General features: G+C 59.6%; 19 protein-coding genes and 1 tRNA gene. 11 read left to right on the top strand and 9 right to left on the bottom strand.

All coding sequences use genetic code 11. The annotated features are described in order from the left end of the window. The first annotated feature begins 10 nt into the window (after nucleotides 1-10). The 10 genes from JFU48_RS14095 (at nucleotide 11) to JFU48_RS14050 (ending at nucleotide 11,934) form a co-directional block, all read left to right on the top strand. Complete coding sequence (locus JFU48_RS14095) at nucleotides 11-1,021, top strand: ornithine carbamoyltransferase (protein ID WP_003227481.1); 1,011 nt, start codon at nucleotides 11-13, stop codon at nucleotides 1,019-1,021. 190 nt (nucleotides 1,022-1,211) lie between these two features. Next, the gene (gene arcC / locus JFU48_RS14090) at nucleotides 1,212-2,141 is read left to right on the top strand and encodes a carbamate kinase (protein WP_201136756.1); all 930 of its coding nucleotides are present in this window, start codon (nucleotides 1,212-1,214) and stop codon (nucleotides 2,139-2,141) included. Nucleotides 2,142-2,203: 62 nt separating this feature from the next. Then, nucleotides 2,204-2,566 (top strand): DUF5064 family protein, encoded by a 363-nt coding sequence (locus tag JFU48_RS14085; RefSeq protein ID WP_201136755.1) that lies wholly within the window; start codon nucleotides 2,204-2,206, stop codon nucleotides 2,564-2,566. Between the two features lie 211 nt (nucleotides 2,567-2,777). Next, nucleotides 2,778-4,286, top strand: coding sequence for a sigma-54-dependent transcriptional regulator (locus JFU48_RS14080; protein WP_201136754.1), 1,509 nt, complete (start codon nucleotides 2,778-2,780; stop codon nucleotides 4,284-4,286). 436 nt (nucleotides 4,287-4,722) lie between these two features. Next, nucleotides 4,723-5,106, top strand: a complete 384-nt coding sequence (gcvH, locus tag JFU48_RS14075) for a glycine cleavage system protein GcvH (protein ID WP_201136753.1) — start codon at nucleotides 4,723-4,725, stop codon at nucleotides 5,104-5,106. A gap of 11 nt (nucleotides 5,107-5,117) precedes the next feature. Continuing rightward, nucleotides 5,118-7,970 carry an aminomethyl-transferring glycine dehydrogenase gene (gene gcvP, locus JFU48_RS14070; protein WP_446739768.1) on the top strand — a complete coding sequence of 951 codons (2,853 nt, stop codon included), beginning with the start codon at nucleotides 5,118-5,120 and terminating at the stop codon, nucleotides 7,968-7,970. Between the two features lie 207 nt (nucleotides 7,971-8,177). Continuing rightward, nucleotides 8,178-9,554 (top strand): L-serine ammonia-lyase, encoded by a 1,377-nt coding sequence (locus JFU48_RS14065; protein ID WP_201136752.1) that lies wholly within the window; start codon nucleotides 8,178-8,180, stop codon nucleotides 9,552-9,554. Between the two features lie 51 nt (nucleotides 9,555-9,605). Next, nucleotides 9,606-10,730 carry a glycine cleavage system aminomethyltransferase GcvT gene (gene gcvT / locus JFU48_RS14060; protein ID WP_201136751.1) on the top strand — a complete coding sequence of 375 codons (1,125 nt, stop codon included), beginning with the start codon at nucleotides 9,606-9,608 and terminating at the stop codon, nucleotides 10,728-10,730. A 405-nt stretch (nucleotides 10,731-11,135) separates the two neighbouring features. Beyond that, nucleotides 11,136-11,348, top strand: a complete 213-nt coding sequence (locus JFU48_RS14055) for a cold-shock protein (RefSeq protein WP_003237709.1) — start codon at nucleotides 11,136-11,138, stop codon at nucleotides 11,346-11,348. A 97-nt stretch (nucleotides 11,349-11,445) separates the two neighbouring features. After that, nucleotides 11,446-11,934, top strand: coding sequence for an RDD family protein (locus tag JFU48_RS14050; protein ID WP_201136750.1), 489 nt, complete (start codon nucleotides 11,446-11,448; stop codon nucleotides 11,932-11,934). Between the two features lie 136 nt (nucleotides 11,935-12,070). Here the strand turns inward: JFU48_RS14050 and nadA are convergent, their stop codons facing one another. Then, nucleotides 12,071-13,129: a quinolinate synthase NadA gene (gene nadA / locus JFU48_RS14045; RefSeq protein WP_025112797.1), complete on the bottom strand. Its 1,059-nt coding sequence runs from the start codon at nucleotides 13,127-13,129 to the stop codon at nucleotides 12,071-12,073. Between the two features lie 315 nt (nucleotides 13,130-13,444). Here nadA and JFU48_RS14040 point away from each other — a divergent pair, with 315 nt between their 5' ends. Continuing rightward, on the top strand, nucleotides 13,445-14,650 hold the full coding sequence (locus JFU48_RS14040; protein ID WP_201136749.1) for an ISL3 family transposase: 1,206 nt from the start codon (nucleotides 13,445-13,447) through the stop codon (nucleotides 14,648-14,650). A gap of 67 nt (nucleotides 14,651-14,717) precedes the next feature. On the opposite strand, the gene JFU48_RS14035 is transcribed toward JFU48_RS14040, so the two are convergent. The 8 genes from JFU48_RS14035 to tolR form a co-directional block, all read right to left on the bottom strand. Next, nucleotides 14,718-14,793, bottom strand: a tRNA-Lys gene (locus JFU48_RS14035). A 62-nt stretch (nucleotides 14,794-14,855) separates the two neighbouring features. Next, nucleotides 14,856-15,548 (bottom strand): 7-cyano-7-deazaguanine synthase QueC, encoded by a 693-nt coding sequence (queC, locus tag JFU48_RS14030; RefSeq protein ID WP_103522278.1) that lies wholly within the window; start codon nucleotides 15,546-15,548, stop codon nucleotides 14,856-14,858. A gap of 1 nt (nucleotide 15,549) precedes the next feature. Beyond that, nucleotides 15,550-16,197 (bottom strand): 7-carboxy-7-deazaguanine synthase QueE, encoded by a 648-nt coding sequence (gene queE, locus JFU48_RS14025; protein WP_201136748.1) that lies wholly within the window; start codon nucleotides 16,195-16,197, stop codon nucleotides 15,550-15,552. Nucleotides 16,198-16,363: 166 nt separating this feature from the next. After that, complete coding sequence (gene ybgF, locus JFU48_RS14020) at nucleotides 16,364-17,197, bottom strand: tol-pal system protein YbgF (protein WP_003227506.1); 834 nt, start codon at nucleotides 17,195-17,197, stop codon at nucleotides 16,364-16,366. 6 nt (nucleotides 17,198-17,203) lie between these two features. Then, nucleotides 17,204-17,701, bottom strand: coding sequence for a peptidoglycan-associated lipoprotein Pal (gene pal / locus JFU48_RS14015; RefSeq protein ID WP_003227510.1), 498 nt, complete (start codon nucleotides 17,699-17,701; stop codon nucleotides 17,204-17,206). 52 nt (nucleotides 17,702-17,753) lie between these two features. Next, on the bottom strand, nucleotides 17,754-19,034 hold the full coding sequence (gene tolB, locus JFU48_RS14010; RefSeq protein WP_201137086.1) for a Tol-Pal system beta propeller repeat protein TolB: 1,281 nt from the start codon (nucleotides 19,032-19,034) through the stop codon (nucleotides 17,754-17,756). Between the two features lie 17 nt (nucleotides 19,035-19,051). Continuing rightward, nucleotides 19,052-20,116 (bottom strand): cell envelope integrity protein TolA, encoded by a 1,065-nt coding sequence (gene tolA, locus JFU48_RS14005; protein WP_098965272.1) that lies wholly within the window; start codon nucleotides 20,114-20,116, stop codon nucleotides 19,052-19,054. After that, nucleotides 20,116-20,568 carry a protein TolR gene (tolR, locus tag JFU48_RS14000; RefSeq protein ID WP_177434691.1) on the bottom strand — a complete coding sequence of 151 codons (453 nt, stop codon included), beginning with the start codon at nucleotides 20,566-20,568 and terminating at the stop codon, nucleotides 20,116-20,118. Before tolR ends, tolA begins: the two co-directional genes overlap by 1 nt. Nucleotides 20,569-20,573 lie beyond the last annotated feature (5 nt).

Below are 20,573 nucleotides of genomic sequence, written 5' to 3'. Positions count from 1 at the left end.
GAGATCCATCATGGCTTTTAACATCCACAACCGTAACCTGCTCAGCCTCGAACACCACACCCCACGTGAGCTGCGTTACCTGCTCGATCTGTCCCGCGACCTCAAACGCGCGAAATACACCGGCACCGAGCAGCAACACCTGAAGGGCAATAACATCGCCCTGATCTTCGAAAAAACCTCGACCCGCACCCGTTGCGCATTCGAAGTGGCGGCCTACGACCAGGGTGCCAACGTCACCTACATCGACCCGAATTCCTCGCAGATCGGTCACAAGGAAAGCATGAAAGACACGGCCCGCGTGCTGGGTCGCATGTACGACGCCATCGAATACCGTGGCTTCAAACAGGAAATCGTCGAAGAGCTGGCGAAGTTCGCCGGGGTGCCGGTGTTCAACGGCCTGACCGATGAATATCACCCAACACAAATGATCGCCGACGTGCTGACCATGCGTGAGCACGCCGACAAGCCGATCCATGAAATCAGCTACGCCTACCTCGGCGACGCGCGCAACAACATGGGCAACTCGCTGCTGCTGGTCGGCGCCAAGCTCGGCATGGACGTGCGCATCTGCGCGCCGAAAGCCCTGTGGCCGCATGACGATCTGGTCGATCGCTGCAAGAAATACGCGGAAGAATCCGGCGCCCGCATCACCCTGACCGAAGATCCGAAAGCCGCGGTCAAAGGCGTCGACTTCATCCACACCGACGTCTGGGTGTCGATGGGCGAACCGGTCGAGGCATGGGCCGAGCGTATCCAGCAATTGCTGCCGTACCAGGTCAACAAAGAGCTGATGAAAGCCACCGGCAACCCACGCACCAAGTTCATGCACTGCCTGCCGGCGTTCCACAACAGCGATACCAAAGTCGGCAAACAGATCGCCGAGCAGTACCCGCACCTGGCCAACGGCATCGAAGTCACCGACGACGTGTTCGAGTCGCCAGCCTGCATCGCCTTCGAGCAAGCGGAAAACCGCATGCACACGATCAAGGCGATTCTGGTCTCGACCCTGGCTGATCTGTAACTGAAATAGCTCTCACTGACGGAACCAAATCCAAATGTGGGAGCGGGCTTGCTCGCGAAGAGGCCGTGTCAGGCGACATCAAAGGAGCCTGACACACCGCCTTCGGGAGCAAGCCCCCTCCCACAGGGGATTCCGGTTCCGACAGGGAGACCGAGTCGTTAGCCATTTCTCTGCTGAAAAGGATTGCACCATGCGTATCGTCGTAGCTCTGGGCGGTAACGCCCTGCTCCGTCGTGGCGAGCCGATGACCGCTGACAACCAGCGCGCCAACATCCGCATCGCCACCGAGCAAATCGCCAAGATCCATCCCGGCAACCAACTGGTCATCGCCCACGGCAATGGCCCGCAAGTCGGCCTGCTGTCGTTGCAGGCGGCGGCCTATACCTCCGTCACCCCTTACCCGCTGGACGTGCTCGGTGCCGAAACCGAAGGCATGATCGGCTACATCATCGAACAGGAACTGGGCAACCTGCTGGACTTCGAAGTGCCGTTCGCCACCCTGCTGACCCAGGTTGAAGTCGACGCCAAGGACCCGGCCTTCCAGAACCCGACCAAACCGATCGGCCCGGTCTACGACAAGGCCGAAGCGGAAAAACTCGCCGCGGAAAAAGGCTGGGCGATTGCCGCCGACGGTGACAAATTCCGCCGCGTGGTGGCCAGTCCACGGCCAAAACGCATCTTCGAAATCCGTCCGATCAAGTGGCTGCTGGACAAGGGCAGCATCGTCATCTGCGCTGGCGGCGGCGGGATTCCGACCATGTACGACGAGCACCGCAACCTCAAGGGCATCGAGGCGGTGATCGACAAGGACCTGTGCTCGTCGCTGCTCGCCGAGCAACTGGAAGCCGACTTGCTGGTCATCGCCACCGACGTCAACGCGGCGTTCATCGACTACGGCAAGCCGACACAGAAAGCCATCGCCGAAGCGCACCCGGACGAACTGGAACGCCTGGGTTTCGCCGCCGGCTCCATGGGGCCGAAGGTGCAGGCAGCCTGCGAATTCGCGCGCCATACTGGCAAGGTCGCGGTGATCGGTTCGCTCGCGGACATCGAAGCGATCGTCCAGGGCACCGCCGGTACGCGCGTCAGCACGGCGAAGCCGGGCATCAGCTATCGATAACTAGAAACTCCGAGGGCAGACCGAGGGTCTGCCCTTCTCCCATGCCTTGAAAGGAGAAACCCATGGCCATATTCGAACCGGGTCATTTGCACATCGAGCGGCACGCGTTGAACGACGATGATGTCAGTTACGACCTGTGCATCGACTATGAAGTGTTCACCGATCCCAAAGAAGGCAAAGGGATGCAGTTCACCCTGCACGGCAGCATTCAGGGCAAGGACATGAAAGAAACCTTCTTCCTGCCCAAGGACCAGGCCTACAACTTCGCCAGGGACATAACGAGAATCGCCGAGAAATACGGGATTCCCAAGACCCACAGCAGCCTGGGCGCCACGCACAAGCATTACGACCTGATGTTTGAAGATGTACGGGCGCAGCTGAATATGAAGTCCGGCGATCCGGTCAAACCGGAACACCTCGAATAACCCGAACACAGCACATTTCCCCTGTGGGAGCGGGCTTGCTCGCGAAGGCGCCGGGTCAGTCACCACTTATGCAGTCTGACCTGGCGCCTTCGCGAGCAAGCCCGCTCCCACAAGGTAGCTGTGTAGCGCTGACAATCGTTGCAGATTTCACCATTGCCCCGCCCCAAGGCATACTTGCCACCCTCCGCACTGCAGAACACTGAACCGCCCCATGCGTATCCACGTCAGCTTCATCGACCGCGTCGGCATCACCCAGGAAGTCCTGGCTATCCTCGGTGGACGCAATCTCAATCTGGATGCGGTGGAGATGATCCCGCCCAACGTCTACATCGACGCCCCGACCTTGAGCCCGCAAGTGCTCGAAGAATTGAAAGATGCGTTGTTTCGCGTGCGCGGTGTCGAAGCGGTGACGGTGGTCGACATCCTCCCCGGCCAGCGTCGGCACCTGCAGCTCGATGCGCTGCTCGCGGCGATGACCGATCCGGTACTTGCCCTTGATAGCGCCGGCAAGGTGCTGCTGGCCAACCCGGCACTGATCGCGCTGTACGGGCGTGAACCGGCGGGGGAAAGTGTCTCGGAACTGTTCAACGATCCCGGTCTGCTGGAAACCCTGCTCGAACAAGGCTTCCGCCTGCCGCTGCGCGAGATCACCGTCAACGGCCAGACCCTGCTGCTCGACGCCACACCGATCACCGACGCCGGCGCGCTGCTGACCCTGTATCAGCCAAACCGCATCGGCGAACAGCTCTCGGCGTTGCACCATGACCATGCCGAAGGTTTCGATGCGTTGCTCGGCGAATCCCCAGCGATCCGCACCCTCAAGGCGCGCGCGCAAAGAGTCGCAGCGCTTGATGCGCCGCTGTTGATTCAAGGCGAAACCGGCACCGGCAAAGAACTGGTGGCCCGCGCCTGCCACGCCATCAGTGCACGACACAGTGCGCCGTTCCTCGCCCTGAACTGCGCGGCGCTGCCGGAAAACCTCGCCGAGAGCGAACTGTTCGGCTACGCCCCCGGCGCCTTTACCGGCGCGCAACGTGGCGGCAAACCGGGGCTGATGGAACTGGCCAACCAGGGCACGGTGTTTCTCGACGAGATCGGCGAGATGTCGCCGTACTTGCAGGCCAAACTGCTGCGCTTTTTGAACGACGGTAGCTTCCGTCGAGTGGGCGGCGATCGTGAAGTGAAGGTCAACGTGCGGATCCTCAGCGCGACCCACCGCGACCTGGAAAAAATGGTCAGCGAAGGCCTGTTCCGCGAAGACCTGTTCTACCGTCTCAACGTGCTCAACGTCGAAGTGCCGCCGCTGCGTGAACGCGGTCAGGACATTCTGCTGCTGGCGCGTTATTTCATGCAGCAGGCCTGTGCGCAAATTCAGCGCCCGGTCTGCCGCCTCGCCCCCGGCACCTATCCGGCGCTGCTCGGCAACCGCTGGCCGGGCAACGTGCGGCAGTTGCAGAACGTGATCTTCCGCGCCGCCGCCATCTGCGAAAGCAGTCTGGTGGACATCGGCGACCTCGACATCGCCGGCACCTCGGTGGCGCGGCAGACCGACAGCGACGTCGACAGCCTTGAACAAGCCGTCGAATCCTTCGAGAAAGCGCTGCTGGAAAAGCTCTACGTCAGCTACCCCTCGACCCGCCAACTGGCCAGCCGCCTGCAAACCTCGCACACGGCGATTGCCCATCGACTGCGCAAATACGGCATTCCCAACAAACCGTAAGCCGTACGCGGTCAAAAATGTGGGAGCGGGCTTGCTCGCGAATGCGGTCTGACATTCAACATTTGCGGCGTCTGACACACTGCTATCGCGAGCAGGCTCACTCCTACAATGATCTGTGGTGGATTCGAAATTCGTTGAAAAACGACCTCCATCTGTACTGAAAGCGCTACAGCGGAACGATATCACTACACCCTCCTCCAATCGCCGCTGTGCAAGGCTTTGATCCGCTTCAGCTTTTCTCCCTGCCCCAAGCTGTAGCGATTTCGCTACAGCCATTCGATTCCTGCCTCCTCAAAAATCAGCCAACCAATTGATTTATATAGATAAATCCAAGATGGCCGCGTTCTTGCTAAGTAACCGTTCATAAAATCAGGGCTTTCCTGCCCGAGCCTTCCACCGCGTCCACCAGACGAGTCTGGCCCCCTTAGGAGTTTCCATGAGCGAGTTGCGTTTTACTGAAGATCACGAATGGCTGAGCACCGAAGCTGACGGCAGCGTTACTGTCGGCATCACCGCTTTCGCGCAGAACGCCCTGGGCGACGTGGTGTTCGTGCAACTGCCTGAGCTGCAGGCTTACGAAAAAGGCGCCGAAGCCGCCACCGTGGAATCGGTGAAAGCCGCCAGCGGCGTGTACATGCCCCTCGACGGTGAAGTTGTGGAAGTGAACCCGGCACTGGACGGCAGCCCGGAACTGGTCAACGAAGATCCGCTGGGCGAAGGCTGGTTCTTCCGCTTCCAGCCAAGCGATGCCTCGGCTGTGGCGAAACTGCTCGATCAAGACGCCTACGACCGTCTGATCAAAGCCCAAGCCGAAGCCTGAGGAGTAACGACATGACCCAAGTAAACCTCGGCACTGCCAACGAATTCATCGCCCGTCACATCGGCCCGCGCGCCGGTGACGAGCAGGCCATGCTCAACAGCCTCGGCTTCGACTCGCTCGAAGCGCTGAGCGCCAGCGTCATCCCGGAAAGCATCAAGGGCACCAGCGTGCTCGGCATGGACGACGGCCTGAGCGAGGCCGATGCACTGGCGATGATCAAATCGATTGCCGGCAAAAACCAACTGTTCAAGACCTACATCGGCCAGGGCTACTACAACTGCCACACGCCGTCGCCGATCCTGCGCAACCTCCTGGAGAACCCAGCCTGGTACACCGCTTACACCCCGTACCAGCCGGAAATTTCCCAGGGCCGTCTCGAAGCGCTGCTGAACTTCCAGACCCTGATCAGCGACCTCACCGGCCTGCCGATCGCCAACGCTTCCTTGCTCGACGAAGCCACGGCCGCTGCCGAAGCCATGACCTTCTGCAAACGCCTGAGCAAGAACAAGGGCAGCCATCAGTTCTTCGCCTCGATCCACAGCCACCCGCAAACCCTCGACGTGCTGCGCACCCGTGCCGAGCCGCTGGGCATCGACGTGGTGGTCGGCGATGAGCGTGAACTGAGCGACGTCACGCCGTTCTTCGGCGCGCTGCTGCAATACCCGGCGAGCAACGGTGACCTGTTCGACTACCGCGAACTGACCGAGCGTTTCCACGCCGCCAACGCGCTGGTGGCCGTGGCCGCTGATCTGCTGGCTCTGACTTTGCTGACCGCTCCGGGCGAGTTCGGCGCCGACGTCGCCATCGGTTCCGCGCAACGCTTCGGCGTGCCGCTGGGCTTCGGTGGCCCGCACGCGGCCTATTTTTCTACCAAGGATGCGTTCAAGCGCGACATGCCGGGCCGTCTGGTCGGCGTGTCGGTTGACCGTTTCGGCAAACCGGCCCTGCGTCTGGCGATGCAGACCCGCGAGCAACATATCCGCCGCGAGAAGGCCACCTCGAACATCTGCACCGCACAAGTGCTGCTGGCCAACATCGCCAGCATGTACGCCGTGTACCACGGCCCGAAAGGCCTGACGCAGATCGCCAACCGCGTGCATCACCTGACCGCGATTCTGGCCAAGGGCCTGAGCGCACTGGGCGCGAAAGTCGAGCAGACAAGCTTCTTCGACACCCTGACCCTCGCCACCGGTGCACACACCGCCGCCCTGCACGACAAGGCACACGCCGCGCAGATCAACCTGCGGGTCATCGATGCCGAGCGTCTGGGCCTGTCGGTGGACGAAACCACCACTCAGGCTGACATCGAAACGCTGTGGAGCCTGTTCGCCGACGGCAAGGCCCTGCCGGACTTCGCTGTGCTGGCCGCTTCGGTGCAAAGCACCATCCCGGCGGCGCTGGTGCGTCAGTCGCCGATCCTCAGCCACCCGGTGTTCAACCGTTATCACTCGGAAACCGAGCTGATGCGCTACCTGCGCAAACTGGCGGACAAGGACCTTGCACTGGATCGCACCATGATCCCGCTGGGCTCGTGCACCATGAAACTCAACGCCGCCAGCGAAATGATCCCGGTGACCTGGGCCGAATTCGGCGCCCTGCACCCGTTCGCCCCAGCCGCACAGAGCGCCGGTTATCAGCAACTGACCGACGAACTGGAAGCGATGCTCTGCGCCGCCACCGGTTACGACGCGATCTCGCTGCAACCGAACGCCGGTTCGCAGGGTGAATACGCAGGCCTGCTGGCGATTCGCGCTTACCACCAGAGCCGTGGCGACGAGCGCCGCGACATCTGCCTGATCCCGTCGTCGGCCCACGGCACCAACCCGGCCACCGCCAACATGGCCGGCATGCGCGTGGTGGTGACCGCGTGCGATGCGCGTGGCAACGTCGACATCGAAGACCTGCGCGCAAAGGCCATCGAGCACCGCGAACACCTCGCGGCGCTGATGATCACCTACCCGTCGACCCACGGCGTGTTCGAAGAAGGCATCCGCGAAATCTGCGGAATCATTCACGACAACGGCGGCCAGGTGTACATCGACGGCGCCAACATGAACGCGATGGTCGGCCTCTGCGCGCCGGGCAAGTTCGGCGGCGATGTCAGCCACCTGAACCTGCACAAGACTTTCTGCATCCCGCACGGCGGTGGCGGCCCGGGCGTCGGCCCGATTGGTGTCAAGTCGCACCTGACCCCGTTCCTGCCGGGTCACGGCCAGATGGCACGCAAGGAAGGCGCGGTCTGTGCAGCGCCGTTCGGCAGCGCGAGCATTCTGCCGATCACCTGGATGTACATTCGCATGATGGGCGGCGCCGGTCTGAAGCGTGCTTCGCAACTGGCGATCCTCAATGCCAACTACATTTCCCGTCGCATCGAAGAGCACTACCCAGTGCTGTACACCGGCAGCAACGGTCTGGTGGCGCACGAATGCATCCTCGACCTGCGCCCACTGAAAGACAGCAGCGGCATCAGCGTCGATGACGTTGCCAAGCGCCTGATCGACTTCGGTTTCCATGCGCCGACCATGTCGTTCCCGGTGGCCGGTACGCTGATGATCGAGCCGACCGAAAGCGAATCCAAGGAAGAACTGGACCGCTTCTGCGACGCCATGATCCGCATCCGCGAGGAAATCCGCGCGGTGGAAAACGGCACGCTGGACAAGGACGACAACCCGCTGAAAAACGCTCCGCACACCGCGGCGGAGCTGGTCGGCGAGTGGACCCACCCGTACAGCCGCGAGCAAGCGGTGTATCCGGTGGCGTCGTTGGTCGAAGGCAAATACTGGCCGCCGGTCGGTCGCGTCGACAACGTGTTCGGCGACCGCAACCTGGTCTGCGCCTGCCCGTCGATCGAAAGCTACGCTTAAACGGATGCGGGGCAGGTTTACCTGCCCCGATTTCAGCAAAACCATAGATCCCAATGTGGGAGCGGGCTTGCTCGCGAATGCGGTGTATCAATCGCCATCAATGTTGCCTGACACACCGCATTCGCGAGCAAGCCCGCTCCCACAGGGGATTTGTGTCCAGCCTCGAGCTTGCGCCAATTCCTATAACAAGAAACCGGAGAACCACTCATGTCGTTAAGCGTGTTCGACCTGTTCAAGATTGGCATCGGCCCTTCCAGCTCCCACACCGTCGGCCCGATGCGAGCCGCTGCGCGCTTCGCCGAAGGCCTGCGCCGCGACGACCTGCTGCCTGCAACGACCTCCGTCAAAGTCGAGCTGTACGGCTCGCTTGGCGCCACCGGCAAGGGGCACGGCAGCGACAAAGCCGTGCTGCTCGGCCTTGAGGGCGAACACCCGGACACCGTCGATACCGAAACTGTCGCCGCGCGTCTGCAGGATATTCGCGGCAATGGCCGGCTGAATCTGCTCGGCGAACACAGCATCACGTTCAACGAGAAAGAACACCTGGCGATGATTCGCAAGCCGCTGGCCTATCACCCCAACGGCATGATCTTTCGTGCCTTCGATGCGGCAGGTATTCAGATCCGCAGCCGCGAGTACTACTCGGTGGGCGGTGGTTTTGTGGTCGATGAAGACGCGGCCGGGGCCGACCGCATCGTTGAAGACGCCACCCCGCTGACCTTCCCGTTCAAAAGTGCCAAGGATTTGCTCGGTCACTGCGCCACCTACGGGCTGTCGATCAGCCAGGTGATGCTGACCAATGAAAGTGCCTGGCGCCCTGAAGCGGAAACCCGCGCCGGTCTGCTGAAAATCTGGCAAGTGATGCAGGACTGCGTCGCCGCTGGCTGTCGCAACGAAGGCATTCTGCCGGGCGGGCTGAAGGTCAAACGCCGGGCGGCGGCATTGCACCGGCAACTGTGCAAGAACCCGGAATCGGCGCTGCGCGATCCGCTGTCCGTGCTCGACTGGGTCAACCTCTACGCCCTCGCCGTCAACGAAGAAAACGCCAACGGCGGCCGCGTGGTCACCGCACCCACCAACGGTGCGGCGGGCATCATCCCGGCGGTGTTGCATTACTACATGCGCTTTATCCCCGGTGCGAACGATGACGGCGTGGTGCGCTTTCTGCTGACCGCCGCCGCCATCGGCATTCTGTACAAGGAAAACGCCTCGATCTCCGGCGCCGAAGTCGGCTGTCAGGGCGAGGTCGGCGTGGCCTGCTCGATGGCGGCCGGCGCGTTGTGCGAAGTGCTCGGCGGCAGCGTGCAGCAAGTCGAAAACGCCGCGGAAATCGGCATGGAACACAACCTCGGCCTGACCTGCGACCCGATTGGCGGGCTGGTGCAGGTGCCGTGCATCGAGCGCAACGCCATGGGCTCGGTGAAAGCGATCAACGCGGTGCGCATGGCCATGCGCGGCGACGGACAACACTTCGTCTCGCTCGACAAAGTCATCCGCACCATGCGCCAGACCGGCGCCGACATGAAAAGCAAATACAAAGAGACCGCCCGCGGCGGTCTGGCAGTCAACATTATCGAATGCTAATTAGCCCCCTCTCCCTCCGGGAGAGGGCTGGTGTGAATCAAGGAGTTGCGCATGTCCACCGAACAACTGTCGAAAACCCCGCTGCACGCTCTGCACCTCGAACTCGGCGCCCGCATGGTGCCGTTCGCCGGCTACGACATGCCGGTGCAATATCCGCTGGGCGTGATGAAGGAACACCAACACACCCGTGAACAGGCCGGGCTGTTCGATGTCTCGCACATGGGCCAGATCCGCCTGACCGGCGCCAATGCCGCCAAGGCCCTGGAAACCCTGGTACCGGTGGACATCATCGACCTGCCAGTGGGCATGCAGCGCTATGCGATGTTCACCAACGAGAGCGGCGGCATTCTCGATGATTTGATGGTCGCCAATCTGGGCAACGACGAACTGTTCCTGGTGGTCAACGCCGCGTGCAAGGATCAGGATCTGGCGCATCTGCAACAACACATCGGCGGTCAGTGCACCATTACGGAGCTGTTCGAAGCGCGCGCGCTGCTGGCGTTGCAAGGCCCGGCGGCGGTCACCGTGCTGGCGCGTCTTGCGCCAGAGGTGGCGAAGATGACCTTCATGCAGTTCAATCGCGTGCAACTGCTGGGCGTGGATTGCTTCGTCAGCCGCTCGGGTTACACCGGTGAAGACGGTTTCGAAATCTCGGTGCCCGCCGCCGATGCGGAAAAACTCGCCCGCGCCCTGCTGGCCGAACCGGAAGTCCAGGCCATCGGCCTCGGCGCCCGCGACTCGCTGCGCCTGGAAGCCGGCCTGTGCCTGTACGGCCACGACATGAACACCGACACCACCCCGATCGAAGCCAGCCTGTTGTGGGCGATCTCCAAGCCACGCCGTGCCGATGGCGCGCGCGCCGGTGGTTTCCCTGGGGCAGAGACAGTTTTCGCTCAGCAGCAGAACGGCGTCGCGCGCAAACGCGTCGGCCTGCTGCCGCAGGAACGTACCCCGGTGCGTGAGGGCGCAGAAATCGTCAACGAAGCTGGCGAAATCATCGGCGGTGTGTGCAGCGGCGGCTTCGGTCCGACCCTGGGTGGCCCGTTGGCGATGGGTTACCTCGACAGCGCTTATGTCACTCTCGACACACCCGTCTGGGCCATCGTTCGTGGGAAAAAGGTGCAAATGCTTGTAAGCAAAATGCCATTTGTTCCACAACGCTACTATCGTGATTGATTGACTGTTTCTATAAGTAACGCGATTGCGTTATGCGTGCACTAATGTGTAACGCAATCGCCACAAAAAAGTGCATTTTCTAACATCCGATTCGAATATGAACTTTGCTTATAACGTTCGAAAACAATTGAACAAGCTAATCGTCTAAGCCTGCACTAGTGGATTGATTAACTGCCTGCAGGGGCAGGAAAACCGGGGCCTTCGCGGGGCTTGTTTTTTCTCCCGTAGTTGGCGTAGAGTTTGTTCACTGTGTTTGCATGGGTCAGCTTGGAATCGTGACCTGGGCAGTAGCCTACAAAGTTAGCTACATCCCGCTCGACGTCTTCTTACTCTCCTGCAACCAGCCCCAGTACTCTTTCATGAGAAAGAGACTGTCATCAATTTATGCGTCAAAGGATATAAGAAATGTCGACACGTCAGAGCGGTACCGTCAAGTGGTTTAACGACGAGAAAGGTTTTGGTTTTATCACTCCAGAAAGCGGTCCGGATCTGTTCGTGCATTTCCGCGCCATTCAGGGCAACGGCTTCAAGAGCCTGAAAGAAGGCCAGAAAGTGACCTTCGTTGCTGTGCAAGGCCAGAAAGGCATGCAGGCTGATGAAGTACAAGCAGAAGGCTAATCTTCTGTAACGAAAAAGCCCCTGATATTGATATCAGGGGCTTTTTTGTGCGCGCGAATCCGTAAAATGGCGCTTCATTTTGCGTCCAGAGGCTGCCATGTCGAAAAACCTGCTCACTCCCCAGGGCGACTTTCCTGCTGTTGGCCTCGGCCGCCGCCTGGCAGCGATGTTCTATGACTTCCTGCTGTGCACCGCCCTGATGATCGTTACCGGATTCGTTTACAAGTTGATCCAGGCAGCGATCATCGGTGAAGAACGCCTGCGCGTACTGACCGACGCCGGGAAAATGGATGGCGATCCGCTGTATTCCACGGTACTGCTATTGGTGCTGTTTGCGTTCTTCGCCAAGTTCTGGACTCACGGCGGACAGACACTGGGCATGCAGGTGTGGGGCATACGTGTGCAGAACGCCGATGGCAGCGCGATCAGCCTGTGGCAGGCGCTGCTGCGGTTTATGGTGTCGATCGCTTCGTGGCTGTGCGCAGGGCTTGGATTCTTCTGGTCGCTGTACGACAAGCAGAAACGCACCTGGCACGACATCTATTCCGATACCCGCGTGGTGCGGATTCCGAAGAAGAGCAAATAAATTCCAGACACCAGATACCAATGTGGGAGCGGGCTTGCTCGCGAAGGCGGTGTATCAGTCACCTTTTGCATCGACTGATACACCGCCTTCGCGAGCAAGCCCGCTCCCACAGGTTTTGCGTGTTGCCTCAACGAGCTTAAGCGTTACCCGCCAGCTTCATCCGCGCCGCCTGAGTGAAATCCAGCATGCGCTTCAACGGACGGATCGCCTGCGGAATCAACGCCGGATCGACAAAGATCTCGTTCGTCCCTTCCTTCAGGCTCTTGAGCGTGCGCTCAAGGGTGTTCATGGCCATCCACGGGCAATGTGCGCAACTGCGGCACGCTGCGCCGTTACCGGCGGTTGGCGCCTCGATGAAGACCTTGTCCGGGCACAACTGCTGCATCTTGTAGAAGATGCCACGGTCGGTGGCGACGATCAGGGTCTTGTTCGGCAGGCTTTGCGCGGCAGCGATCAACTGACTGGTGGAACCTACGGCGTCGGCCAGTTCGATCACCGAGGTCGGCGACTCGGGGTGCACCAGAATCGCGGCGTCCGGGTACAGCGCTTTCATGTCTTCGAGCTGCTTGGACTTGAATTCCTCGTGGACGATGCAGGCACCGTCCCACAGCAGCATGTCGGCGCCGGTCTTGCGCTGAATGTAAGTGCCCAGGTGCTTGTCCGGGCCCCAGATGATGGTCTCGCCGTTGTCCATCAGGCTTTCGACGATCTCCAGCGCACAGCTCGACGTCACTACCCAGTCAGCCCGGGCTTTGACGGCGGCCGAGGTGTTGGCGTACACCACCACCGTGCGCTCCGGATGCTGATCGCAGAACGCCGAGAACTCGTCCACCGGGCACCCCAGGTCCAGCGAGCAGGTCGCGTCCAGGGTCGGCATCAGCACGCGTTTTTCCGGGTTGAGGATCTTTGCAGTCTCGCCCATGAACTTCACGCCGGCGACCACCACGGTCTTGGCCGGGTGAGCGTTGCCGAAGCGCGCCATTTCGAGGGAGTCGGACACACAGCCACCGGTTTCTTCGGCCAGGGCCTGAATCACCGGATCGCAATAGAAGTGGGCAACCAGCACCGCGTCCTGAGCCTTGAGCTCAGCGGCGATGGCGGAACGGTAGTAGGCCTCTTCCTCGGCACTCAGCGGTTTGGGCTGTTTGGCATCGAGGTGGGCTTGAACCAGAAGGCGTTCGGAAATCTGCGTCATGTTCGCAAGACCTGCAGGCGCTTTCGCGCGAAAGTCGAGTATACACCCGGCTCCGGACCGCTTGAGGGTACCGCCGGGAGAGTGAGTTTTTATCAGGCACGGACAGCGTTGAAGCTGCGCAAGGCTACAGAATATCCCGTTGATACAAAAGATGATTCTGACCTGTGTCAGCGCAGGCGATGATGAAAGGAGCGGTGCCCGAATCGCAGGCAAAAAAAAGGTTCTTCACGGAATCCCGGGAAACACAGAAACAAGAACGCCGATTTGATTGATGATGTTCGTGCGAGCAAACACATCTAACAAACCGGCGTTCTTATGCGCGATATTAATACTTTCCTTCCTTTTTGGGAGGGCTTTTCTGTTGTCACGATCAAGCCTGATGGCGACGCGCTTCAGATCGACCTGATTCCCCACGCCACCCGATTCCCTTCCTGTAGCGGCTGCCAAAAAACCTGTTCAACCACGCATGAGTATTGCGAGCGAACCGTCCGCGATTTACCGATTCTCGGCCGTGCGGTGCGCCTCAGCGTGTTGCTCAGGCGTGTTGTCTGTCGTGACTGTGGTAAACGTATGGAGGCCGTCAGTTGGCTGGACCGCTATGCCCGCATGACGCGGCGTTTGGCCGAGGCGGTCATTCAGGCCTGCGAACGCCTCCCCACACTGCATGTGGCTCAACTGTTTGGGCTGCATTGGGACACCGTTCGGTTGCTGGAGCGTCGAGCTTTGCAAGCGGCGTTGAGCGTTTTGCCAAAGGCACAACCGCGAGGTCTGGTGATGGACGAGTTCGCCCTGTTCAAAGGTCATCGTTACGCCAGCGTGGTGCTGGATGCGGATACACGTCGCGTGCTGTGGATCGGTGAAGGCCGCAGCCGAGCAGCGGTCAGGCCTTTCTTCGAAGAATTGGGGCCAGAGGGTTGCGCTCGCATCGAAGCGGTGGCGATGGACATGAACACCGCTTTTGACCTGGAGGTTCGTCAGCACTGTCCCAACGCGCGAGTGGTCTACGACCTCTTCCATGTGGTGGCCAAATATGGCCGAGAGGTGATTGATCGGGTTCGCGTCGACGAGGCTAACCGGTTGCGTCACGACAAGCCGGCCCGCAAGGTTATCAAGCAGGCGCGATGGCTGTTGCTGCGCAATCCGCAGAACTTGAAAACGCCGGAACAACAGGTCCGCCTGGAGGATCTGCTGGCGGCCAACCAAGCGTTGATGACGGTCTATTTGATGAAGGCTGAACTCAAAACACTCTGGACTCCGAGTACTGCCTGGGGTTGGCGAGCGGCCTGGAAGCAATGGCTGCGCCATGCGCATGAAAGCGAAATTCCAGCTCTGATCCAGTTCGCCACACGGCTAAAGGGTTACTGGCGGGGCATCGTGAGCCGGGTTCGCTGGCCGATGCACACCGGTCAGTTGGAAGGAATAAACAATCGAATAAAGGTCATCAAGCGGATGGCGTACGGTTACCGGGATAGCGAATTCTTTTTCATGAAGATCAAGAGCGTCTTTCCCGGTAATCCGTGAAGAACCAAAAAAAAACCCGGAAATCCTCACTTTCGTGGGCCTTCCGGATTTTCTAAACCGCCAAATATGGTGGGTCGTGTGGGATTCGAACCTACGACCAATTGGTTAAAAGCCAACTGCTCTACCAACTGAGCTAACGACCCGCTGTGTGGTGGCGCGTATAATACTGATTTTTAAGGACTATTCAACACCTTTTTGAAAAAAATCAAAAATAAGGTGTTGGATCGCTTACACCGGCCGCTGCGAAGCCTTCTGCACGCAGGCGGCAGCTGTCGCATTTGCCGCACGCGCGGCCTTCATCGTCCGCCTGATAGCAGGAAACGGTCAGGCCATAATCCACACCGAGCTTCACGCCCGCCTGGACGATCTGCGCCTTGCTCAGGTTCTGCAGCGGGGCCTGGATGCGGAAACCGTTGCCTTCCACGCCCGCCTTGGTCGCCAGGTTGGCCATGCGCTCGAACGACTCGATGAACTCGGGACGGCAATCCGGGTAACCGGAATAGTCCACCGCGTTGACGCCGATAAAGATGTCACGCGCACCGAGCACTTCAGCCCAGCCCAGCGCCAGCGACAGGAACACCGTGTTGCGCGCTGGCACGTAGGTCACCGGAATGCCCTCGCCCAGCTCTTCCGGAATGTCGATGCTGGTGTCGGTCAGCGCCGAGCCGCCCATGCCGTTCAGATTCAGACCGATCACTTTGTGCTCGACCACACCCAGATCGCGGGCAACACGTGCGGCGGCGTGCAATTCAGCGTGAGAGCGCTGACCGTAATCGAAGCTCATGGTGTAGCAGGCGTAGCCTTCAGCCCGGGCCATCGCCACGACCGTCGCCGAATCCAGACCACCCGACAGCAGGATTACCGCACGTTTTTCATTAGTGTTCAGTTGTTCAGTCATATCAGCGCCCCGGCTCGTCATTCCATAGATATTTATGCAGCTGCAATTGCAGCCGCACCGGCAGGTTGTCTGCCACCACCCAGTCCGCCAGATCCCTGGCATTGAGGTCATGATGACTTGGGGAAAACAGCACTTCTCCCGCACGTCGATCGAGACCGTACTGGATCAGCTTCGAGACCGCCCAGTCATAGTCGTCCCGCGAGCAGATGACAAACTTCACCTGATCGTTGGGCGTCAGCAGTTCGATATTTTCGTAGCGGTTGCGATGCGCCTCTTTAGAGTCCGGCGTCTTCAAGTCGACTACGCGACTGACGCGCGAATCTACCGCCGAGATGTCGAGCGCACCACTGGTTTCCAGTGACACTTCGTAACCGGCATCGCACAACTGTTTAAGCAAAGGGATGGCGTTCGGCTGTGCGAGCGGCTCACCGCCGGTCACACAGACATAGCGCGGACTATATCCGGCCACTTGCTCGAGGATGTCGTCGAGGGTGCGGATCGTACCGCCGCTGAACGCATAGGCACTGTCGCAGTATTGGCAACGCAACGGGCAACCGGTCAGGCGCACAAAAACCGTGGGCAGCCCGGCAGTCCGTGTTTCCCCCTGCAACGAGTAGAAAACTTCGGTAATTCTCAATGTGTCTTGCATAGTCGCCACGGGCGTAACAGCTAAACAGGCTGTCCGCCTCCGTCAGGCACTTCAAGCAACCCCGCCAACGCGTAGATCACCAGAAGCGTGTTTCAGAAAAAGGGCGTGAATTCTAACGAAAAAACCCGCGACAAGCGCGGGTTTCTTCCAAACGGGTCAAACACACTTACATGCGTTGCAGATCGCGTTGGGCCAACTGAGCCGCAGAGGTACCCGGGTATTGGGAAACCACCTGCTGCAGAATGCCTTTGACCTTGTCGGTGTGACCGAGGCGGCGCTCTACGTCAGCCAGCTTGTACAGCGAATCCGGCACTTTGGCGTGCTTGGGATAGAGCTGCGAAACCTTGGCAAAAGCCTGACCTGCACCTTGCAGATCGCCCTTGGCCAGGTTCACTTCACCCAACCAGTATTGGGCGTTGCCCGCGTACTGGCTGTTCGGGTATTTGCGCAGGAATGCCGAGAAAGCCTGGCTGGCCTTGTCGAAATCCTTGGCTTTGATCAGGTCGAAAGCGGCATCGTAATACAGCTTTTCCTTGGCCGGATCACCCGGTTCGCTACTCGCAGCAGGTGCCTGGGCGGCAGCAGCCCCGGCGCCAGCGGCAGCACCGGCAGCAGCACTTGCATCGCCACCGGCAGAAGAATTCTCAGGAGTCGCGGCAGGTGCAGCACCGGATCCTATGCGCCGATCAAGATCCTGGTATCGCTCCAGGGATTCCTGCTTCATGCGCGCAACCTGATTCTGCAGTTCTTCGATCACGCCTTGCTGGCGCGATATCTGATCCTGCATCTGTTGCAGTTGGTTGAACAGCATGCCCTGTGCCGAGGCAGGGGCCGAAGCCGCTCCCCCGGCATAGGCGCCGTTCGTACCGTAACCCGCAGGCGGATAACTGCTCCCGCTATTGTTATAACCGGAGTTGTCATCGACCACAGGAACAGCCCACGCCGCAAGCGGCGCGAGGCTGAGAGCCAGAATAGTTACAGCACGACGGCACGTTCGCATATCGAATTACTTACGCAGTTCGACGCGACGGTTTTGAGCCCAGGACTGCTCGTCGTGGCCAGTAGCAACTGGACGCTCTTTACCGTAGGAAACCAGTTCCAGTTGAGCTGGGGAAACACCTTGCAGTACCAGGTAGCGCTGAACGGCTTTCGCACGACGCTCGCCCAGTGCCATGTTGTACTCACGAGTACCACGTTCGTCGGTGTTGCCTTCCAGAACAACGCGAGCGCCGTTTGCTTTCAGGTCTTTGGCGTGAACGTCCAGAGCGCGCATGGCTTCTGGCTTCAGGTCCGAGCTGTCGTATTCGAAGTAGAAGGTGGTGATTGCGCGCAGAGCAGCTTCTTCGCTCAGGGAGCCGTCAACAGCACCAGTGTTTGCGCCGTAACCAGCGTTTGGATCAACAGCGCCTTCACCGGCGTTGTCGCCGCCTTTGGAAGAGCAACCTACAGCTACAGCCATGGCCAGAGCCAGCGCAGCAAACTTACCAAACTTCAGCATTTCCATCGTGAAACTCCTAATGAACCCCAATGTGTTAAGTAAAACGTGTAGCGCCGCGTCAGTTCAGGAAAGGGGACCAGGAAGGTTCTCTGACTTCGCCTTGTGCGGTAGGAAGCGGGAGCCTCACGCGTCCATTGATAGACACGAGCATCAAGACTCCCCGGCCCTGCTGGGCGGTGGCGTAGATTACCATGGTGCCGTTGGGCGCAACAGTAGCTGACTCATCAAGGTTGGTGTCTGTGAGGATTTTTACGCTACCGCGCTGCAAATCCTGAGCCGCAACCCGGAAATTGGTGAAGCCGTCCTGACGGTGAATCATGACCAGGGTCTTTTCATCAGCCGACAATTTAGGTGCAGCGTTGTAGTTACCGATAAAGGTCACACGTTCCGCACCACCGCCACCGACGCTGGTTTTGTAGATTTGCGGCTTGCCGCCACGGTCGGAGGTGAAGTAGATGGTCGAGCCATCCTTGCCCCAGAACGGTTCGGTGTTGATACCAGGACCTGCGGTGACGCGCGTGATCTGGCGTGAACCAAGGTTCATCACGTAGATATCCGGGTTACCGTCCTTGGACAGAACGAACGCCAGACGAGTGCCATCAGGCGACCAGGCTGGTGCGCCGTTCAGGCCTTCGAAGTTGGTGATCTGCTCACGGCGACCGGTGTCGATGTTCTGCATGAAGATCCGTGGACGCTTCTGCTCGAACGACACGTAGGCGATGCGCTTGCCATCCGGTGCGAAACGCGGCGACAGGATCGGCTCGCGCGATTGCAACAGAGTTACCGCACGGGCGCCGTCGTAGTCCGAACGCTGCAGGGTGTAGCGAGTGTTCTTCTCGGAGAAACGCTCGGCTGTCACGTACAGCAGACGAGTCGAAAACGCACCTTTGATACCGGTGAGTTTTTCGAACGACTGATCCGAGATGAAGTGCGCCATGTCACGCAGTTGCTCGGTGGTACCGGACACACTGCCGTCAGCCACTTTCTGCTCGGTGGCCACGTTGAACAGTGCCCACTGCACCTGCAGACGACCGCCCGCTGGAGCAATGCTGCCGACCATCATGTATTGAGCACCCACCGCCTTCCAGTCACGGAAGATGATTTCGCTCGGCTGGCTTGGCTGGCTGATCATGTTTTGCTTTGGAATCGGCGAGTAGTAGCCCGAGTTCCGCAAATCGTTACCAATGATTTCTGCCATGTCGTCCGGCAGCACGGCACCGCCCTGCATACCGAACGGTACGACGGCGATCGGAGTCGCCCGATCGCTGCCGCTGGTGACCAGAATGTTCTTTTCATCCGCCATCGCGATCCCTGCCATGCAGCAGATCACGACCAGCATTCCTCGAAGAAGGTTTCTCACAAGGCTAGATCCTCAGGTGTGAATGTCATCTTGAATGAACGATACGGAGCGAAATCGCTCGGCTTCATTCCCTGCATTTCCGTCAAACGTCCAATATTCTTGACCGCCGCGACTGCCGAAGCATCGAACGGACCGTCGCCACTGGACTTGGCCACACTGACCGAAGTCACCGTACCGTCCGGCAACATGCCGATTTGCAACACGACCGTCATGCCTTTGCGTGCCGAAGGAGGACGCGCCCAACCTTCCGCTGCGCGAGCACGAATCAGGTCATCGAAACTGCCCGCGACTTCGTCACCCTGTTCATCGGCCAAGGCCTGCTGACGCTGCGGCGTGTCGGAAAGCAAATCTGCGAGGGCCTGAGCCTTTTTCTCTTCGGCGGATTTACGTGCCGCTTCCTGCGATTTCTTCTTCGCAGCATCGGCAGCAGCTTTCTTCTTCGCTTCGTCGGCGACTTTCTTCTTCGCCTCTTCAGCTTCAGCTTTTTTCTTGGCGTCTTCGGCGGCTTTCTTCTTCGCGTCTTCGACGATCTTCTTCTTGGCTTCTTCAGCGGCCTCTTTCTTGGCCTCTTCTTTAGCCTCTTCTTCGGCTTTCTTCTTGGCTATATCAGCCAATTGTTTCTCTTCTGCCTTCTTGGCCTCGGCTTTCTTCGCATCGTCGGCTTTCTTGGCTTCATCAGCCTTTTTCGCCTCGTCCGCTTTCTTCGCCTGATCGGCCTTCTTGGCTTCCTCGGCCTTTTGAGCCGCTTCTTCTTTCTTTTGTTCCGCAGCCTTCACCGCTTCCTGCTCGACCTTTTTCTGCTCCATCTGCTCGACTTCGGTCTGGCGCGCGGCGGATTTCTTCGCCTCACCCGCAATCTTCTGATTGGTCTGGGTGGTTGCCTGACTTTTCGATTTCAGCTGGTACAGGGTCGCCTGGACAATCGGCTTGGCCGGCGGCAACTCTGGTGTGAAGGCGAAACTGACGAACAGCATGCCGAACACCAGCACGTGCAGGACAATCGCCAGAACACTAGGCCAGAAGTAGCTTTCCGAGGCGGACGGCTCTCGCTGTTGCTGCATCAGGGGGCCTCGGTAATCAAACCAACATTACCGACCCCGGCTTTCTGCAACCCGCCCATGGCACCCATGACGGAGCCGTAGTCGACCGACTTGTCGCCACGAATAAAGACCTGGGTACGCTTGCCACCTTCGGTGCCGGCACGAATGATCTTGGTCACCGCGTCAGTCATCTGCGGCAGCGTCATTGCCCTGTCCTGCTGCTTTTCAGTGTCGACTTCGCTGCCAAGGTTCCAGTAGTAGGTCTTGTCAGCCTTGATCGAAATGGTCAGCACCTGAGTGTTGTTGTCCTGCGGCAAGGCTTCGCTGGAAACCTTGGGCAGATCCACTTTCACGCCCTGATTGAGCATCGGCGCGGTCACCATGAAGATAACCAGCAGCACCAGCATCACGTCGATGTATGGCACCACGTTCATCTCGGCGACCGGCTTGCGCTTGTTTCGGGCTCGAGCGATTAAAG

This window comes from Pseudomonas sp. TH49 (assembly GCF_016650625.1).
Classification (GTDB): Bacteria; Pseudomonadota; Gammaproteobacteria; order Pseudomonadales; family Pseudomonadaceae; genus Aquipseudomonas; species Aquipseudomonas fluorescens_H.
Note: the sequence above shows the minus strand (reverse complement) of the source record. Positions and strands in the feature narration are given on the sequence as shown.

Coding starts and splice junctions, on each gene's coding strand:
- JFU48_RS14095 (WP_003227481.1), top strand. CDS start 11: ATGGCTTTTAACATCCACAACCGTAACCTGCTCAGCCTCGAACACCAC.
- arcC (WP_201136756.1), top strand. CDS start 1,212: ATGCGTATCGTCGTAGCTCTGGGCGGTAACGCCCTGCTCCGTCGTGGC.
- JFU48_RS14085 (WP_201136755.1), top strand. CDS start 2,204: ATGGCCATATTCGAACCGGGTCATTTGCACATCGAGCGGCACGCGTTG.
- JFU48_RS14080 (WP_201136754.1), top strand. CDS start 2,778: ATGCGTATCCACGTCAGCTTCATCGACCGCGTCGGCATCACCCAGGAA.
- gcvH (WP_201136753.1), top strand. CDS start 4,723: ATGAGCGAGTTGCGTTTTACTGAAGATCACGAATGGCTGAGCACCGAA.
- gcvP (WP_446739768.1), top strand. CDS start 5,118: ATGACCCAAGTAAACCTCGGCACTGCCAACGAATTCATCGCCCGTCAC.
- JFU48_RS14065 (WP_201136752.1), top strand. CDS start 8,178: ATGTCGTTAAGCGTGTTCGACCTGTTCAAGATTGGCATCGGCCCTTCC.
- gcvT (WP_201136751.1), top strand. CDS start 9,606: ATGTCCACCGAACAACTGTCGAAAACCCCGCTGCACGCTCTGCACCTC.
- JFU48_RS14055 (WP_003237709.1), top strand. CDS start 11,136: ATGTCGACACGTCAGAGCGGTACCGTCAAGTGGTTTAACGACGAGAAA.
- JFU48_RS14050 (WP_201136750.1), top strand. CDS start 11,446: ATGTCGAAAAACCTGCTCACTCCCCAGGGCGACTTTCCTGCTGTTGGC.
- nadA (WP_025112797.1), bottom strand. CDS start 13,129: ATGACGCAGATTTCCGAACGCCTTCTGGTTCAAGCCCACCTCGATGCC.
- JFU48_RS14040 (WP_201136749.1), top strand. CDS start 13,445: ATGCGCGATATTAATACTTTCCTTCCTTTTTGGGAGGGCTTTTCTGTT.
- queC (WP_103522278.1), bottom strand. CDS start 15,548: ATGACTGAACAACTGAACACTAATGAAAAACGTGCGGTAATCCTGCTG.
- queE (WP_201136748.1), bottom strand. CDS start 16,197: ATGCAAGACACATTGAGAATTACCGAAGTTTTCTACTCGTTGCAGGGG.
- ybgF (WP_003227506.1), bottom strand. CDS start 17,197: ATGCGAACGTGCCGTCGTGCTGTAACTATTCTGGCTCTCAGCCTCGCG.
- pal (WP_003227510.1), bottom strand. CDS start 17,701: ATGGAAATGCTGAAGTTTGGTAAGTTTGCTGCGCTGGCTCTGGCCATG.
- tolB (WP_201137086.1), bottom strand. CDS start 19,034: ATGCTGGTCGTGATCTGCTGCATGGCAGGGATCGCGATGGCGGATGAA.
- tolA (WP_098965272.1), bottom strand. CDS start 20,116: ATGCAGCAACAGCGAGAGCCGTCCGCCTCGGAAAGCTACTTCTGGCCT.